This is a genomic window from Dietzia sp. SLG310A2-38A2 (genome assembly GCF_014145095.1).
Taxonomy (GTDB): domain Bacteria; phylum Actinomycetota; class Actinomycetes; order Mycobacteriales; family Mycobacteriaceae; genus Dietzia.
The window spans coordinates 15050-19453 of the sequence record NZ_JAALDX010000526.1 but is presented as its reverse complement, the minus strand read 5'-3'; the positions used below and the strand labels follow the sequence as shown (position 1 = coordinate 19453).

Here is a 4404-nt window from a genome sequence, read left to right as displayed (position 1 = left end):
GACCGACATATCAGGGTGTACGCGGACAGTTGGCGATGGACTCGTGCGACAGCTCCACCCCCAGGGTCCGCGCGAGGTGGTGCTCGATCTCCCGGACGGTCATTCCGCCGGCGTACAGCGAGATGATCTGGTCCTCCAGCCCGCCGAGCCGGCGGGCGCCCTTCGGGACGAGCTGGGAGGCGAACGAGCCCTGCCGATCGCGGGGCTGATCCAGTTCCACCGGGCCGACCTCGGTGGCCACGGTCTTGCGCGAAGTGCCGTTGCGGTGGTTTCCGTCCCCGCCACGGGCGTGGGCATCGCGGCCCAGATGCTCGGTCAGCTCGGCGCCCATGCCCCGCTCAAGGACGGCCTTGAGCATCTCGTTCAAAAAGCCGTCCTTGCCAGTCAACTCCAACCCTCGCGAACGGGTCTCGGCGAGTACGTGATCAATCAGCGCATCCGAGAACACCTCCCGGCGAAGCCCAGCAGCATCTGATACATCCGTAGCGTCGTGGTCGTCAACAGCCATAGCGTTCATGATTCCTCCTCCGGATCAACTCACACAGACCATCTGACACGCCCTCTTCGTGGCGTAAACGGTGCGGTAGACGCGTTCGTTCTTCAATGCTGAGAAGAACGACTCGGCCATCGCGTTATCCCAGCACACGCCCGTTCGTCCCATCGAGGAACGCATCCCCAGATTCTTGACCAAGCGCCGGTAGTCGCCCGAGGTGTAGACGCTTCCGCGGTCGGAATGGAAGATCGCCCGCGGCTCGATCACCGTCGTCGCAGCGGCGTTCTTCAGCGCCGTCTCGACCAGCTCGGTGCGCATGTGATCGGCGATCGACCAGCCCACCACTTTCTTGGAATAGCAGTCGATCACGGTCGCCAGATAGACGAACCCCTGCCAGGTGTGGATGTACGTAATGTCACCGACAAACTTGACCCCGGCACGATCGGCGGTGAAGTCGCGTTCCACCAGGTCAGGCATGTCGGCCGCCGCGTCGGCATCGGCTTCGGTGGTCACCCGAAATGGTCTCGGTTGGCAGGCAACGAGGCCTTCAGAGCGCATGATCTGCCGCACCAACTCCGGGGAGCACTCAGTGCCCTCATCGGCCAGGTCAGCGTGGATCCGCCGATACCCGTACGTGGCGTCGGTGGCGGTGAAGAAGTGCTTCACCCTGGCCGTCAGCGCCTGTCTGCGGGCCGCTGTCGCCGAGGTCGGGCGCGAGAGCCAGTTGTAGAACCCAGAGGTCGAGACGGCCAACCAGGCGCACATCTTGTAGAGCGGATTGGTCTCGGACGGGTCGTTCTTGCAGGAGTCGATGTACTCGTATCGGCTCACGGTCGCTGCTCCCGCGCGAAGTAAGCCGCTGCTTTTTTCAGAAAGGCCGTTTCAGCGCGGAGCTCGGAGTTCTCCCGCTCCAGCTCCTTAAGCCGTGCCCGCTCATCGAGCGTCACCTCAGTCTCGGTGCCGCCGTGGGTCTCGCGGTATTTGTTCACCCAGTTCCGCAACGTTTCAGGTCCGACGCCGTAGGCCACCGCGACGTCCTTGATCGTCTTCGAAGTCGTGATGACCTCCTGGCACAGCTCATCCTTGAACTCCTGGCTGAACCGCCTGCGTGATGCACTCACTGCTGGATCTCATTTCGGTAGGTCCCTCACTTTAGGAGGGCCCACTGTCCGAGATCACCGCAGCAGGCCAGAACTCGAGCCCGAAGCCTGTCGATGTCTGATCAGCAGTCTCGTGATTCCAAGTACTCGACGATGGCGCTGTCGGTGATGGACGCGATACTGATAGTGCGGTCGCCTGTTTCGTAGCGCAGTTTGTCTACCGCGCGGAGTAGCCGTGCTTTCGTTGATGGGCGCAACCGGACATTGTGCTGCTCCGTCAGTCGCTCCTCCCCCCGCGCGGCGGGCTGGTTTGTCTGTGGGGCGGACAGCGGCGCGGGAGTCGGGGTAGGTCGCTCGGGCAAGTCCGCTGCGGGGTGGGTAGTTCGTCGGATTGCGGGTTCACGCTGGACGCTCATGCTGCAGTCCCTTCGGTGATTACCAGCTCGGAAAGTAGATCCGTGTAAGCGACCTGGAGAGCTAACGCCTTGCCGCCAGTGAACCTGTGGATCGGCGTGTGAGTGCTATGCGCGTCCTGGCGGGCGGTCAGTTCCGGAATGGCGGTCTTCGCGACCAGTTCTCCGTAGGTCTCACGCAACTCGCTCTCGCGGAATCGGTGTTCGCCGGTGGCCCGCTTACGGCTAAGGACAATTTTCTCGAGCACGAGTCGGGGGTTGGGTCGTCTCTGGACATTGCGGATCGTTTCCTGAAGGTTTTCGATCCCCCGGACACTGTCGATGGTTGGCTCGGTGATGGCAATGACCCCGTCGGCTGCGCACAACACGGCAAAGAGCAACTTCCCCAGTGACGGTGGACAATCGAAGAGGACCGCGTCGTAGACCGAGAGGTCGAGCCCCTCGAACGCGATGTCGAGGCGGAAGATCAAATCGTTGGCTCCGTCCGACTCGATGTTGGCCAATGCTTCGTTGGATGGGATGAGGTCAACCCTGTCCCAAGGGGTTGCGATGACGGCATTGGCTGCAGCTCCCGCAGCGGTTCGGTTCATGAGGTCGAACGTCGTCATCATGTCGTCCGTGATTTCGACACCGAGCCCAGTGGTGGAGTTCCCCTGAGGGTCGACGTCCACAATCAGAACATTGCGTCCCTGATCGCTCAGTGCACTAGCCAGGCCGAGCGTCGTTGCAGTTTTGCCGACGCCGCCCTTCTGATTGCAGAGCGCTAACTTGCGGACCATGCGCGTTCCTCTCGAAGTGGCGGCCAACCACAGGTGCTCGCTAGGTTGGCTGGACGGTTACGTTCCCTCGGATAATCGCTGGGTAGTTCGCGTCGTAGTGCTAGCGAGGCTAACCCTGATAGATAGTGACGTAGCGAAGGCTCGCGGAGCAGCCATAACTATCAACGTTTGGCTAGCTAGCGGTGCTAGCTTAGTTAATCTAGTAACGGTAGACAAGCACGCTACTGGTGCTTCTCTAGCTTGTTGTGCACGCAGAGACGGGTCGGTGTGCCGGGCGCTGGTGCCGCTACCCCAATTCGCTTAGGGCCCCCACGGGCCTGTCGAACGTGGGCCACTACGTGGGGCCCGATCAACGAGCCCGTGCCGGGCGGTCAGGGGGCCGACGGGGTCGTCATCGGGGAACGTTTGAATGTGGACGCGACGGGTGTTGTCCCAGGTAAGGTTTCCGAGCTCGTGAAGGACTTCGAACGAGGTGCCGGCACCTGCAGAGATAGGCGTGACGGCGGCGGGGCGCCTCGCCGGACGGGCTTGGGATCACCACCGAAGCACACCCGAGGAGCTCCAGAGAAGGACTGTTAGCGCAGGTAGGGGCCGATCTACTGTAGCCGACAGTTATCCGCTCGGGGGTTCGTCGGAGCCGCTCCCAGCATCCGGAAGTAGAAATGGCTTGCACCCAGAGGGGGCCGTCACTACGCTAGGAACTGCCCACCGTTACGACGGAACGGGAAGAAGGCCTTAGAACCCCAGCCGGACGACTGGATCTAGGGCCTTTCGCTTTGTCCAGACTCTGGCATCAGAGACTCGGGGGTCCGCTTCTCGATCAGGATGCTGCCGCGGAGCACATCGATGTAGCTAACATCTCCGGAGAAGCTCGCGTTCACCGCCCCAAGCACAGCGTCCGGGATCCACAACAAGGGGTCATCGCCACCACGGCAGTGGCTAATCCTCAGGCCCCGATGCCAACCCTGGTTCTGCAACGAAACGATATGGGCGCGGTCCTGCTTGTCCTGAGAGTCGCTTCGCCGTTCGAGAGTGATGTCTAGGACATCAGCCTCTCCGAGTTCGTAGTAGAGCGTTTCCAGGCACTTTCGCCTGTGGCGCTCAGTCTTTCGGTTGCGCCCACTGAGGTGTGCAACGACTACGTGCATGGAACCCAGATCGGCGATTGTCTCTGTGATCGTGCGGCGGCGGCGATCACTTTCATCGGTCCAGTGAGGTTTGATCTGGCCTGGAAGACGAAGATGGCGTAGCGCTTCTCGGATCTCGTCGCAATCTCCTGCGGTGACGATGGCCGCCCCGATTAGGTACTCCTGAGTTGTATCGGTCCGGACGCAACTGGACTCATCAACAAACGCACGCATACCCGCCGAGGTCATTTCCACCTACTCACCGTATCCATCGGCCGCGACAACCCAGCCCGGCACTTCCTCTTACAACTTCCGCCCCTTTGGGGTACACCCGTGCGGGACGGAACGCCGCCGACGATCGCTGCTGTGTCACAGGGTCTAGTTCGATACTTATGACACGCCATCCCGTCGGGTCTAGGGTGTATTGACACACAGACCGGGCGAGAGGGACTTCTGATGGCTGAGCGGATCGGGATGTTGCTGAACCGTTCG

General features: G+C 61.5%; 2 protein-coding genes and 2 pseudogenes. All 4 read right to left on the bottom strand.

What is annotated here, in order from left to right:
- Positions 1–31 precede the first annotated feature (31 nt).
- A pseudogene (locus G6027_RS16710) lies at positions 32–397 on the bottom strand (transposase); the annotation flags it as partial.
- 165 nt (positions 398–562) lie between these two features.
- A pseudogene (locus G6027_RS16705) lies at positions 563–1569 on the bottom strand (IS3 family transposase); the annotation flags it as partial.
- 436 nt (positions 1570–2005) lie between these two features.
- Positions 2006–2785: a ParA family protein gene (locus G6027_RS16700; RefSeq protein WP_119192861.1), complete on the bottom strand. Its 780-nt coding sequence runs from the start codon at positions 2783–2785 to the stop codon at positions 2006–2008.
- A 761-nt stretch (positions 2786–3546) separates the two neighbouring features.
- Complete coding sequence (locus G6027_RS16695; protein ID WP_083249842.1) at positions 3547–4161, bottom strand: hypothetical protein; 615 nt, start codon at positions 4159–4161, stop codon at positions 3547–3549.
- Positions 4162–4404: the final 243 nt, after the last annotated feature.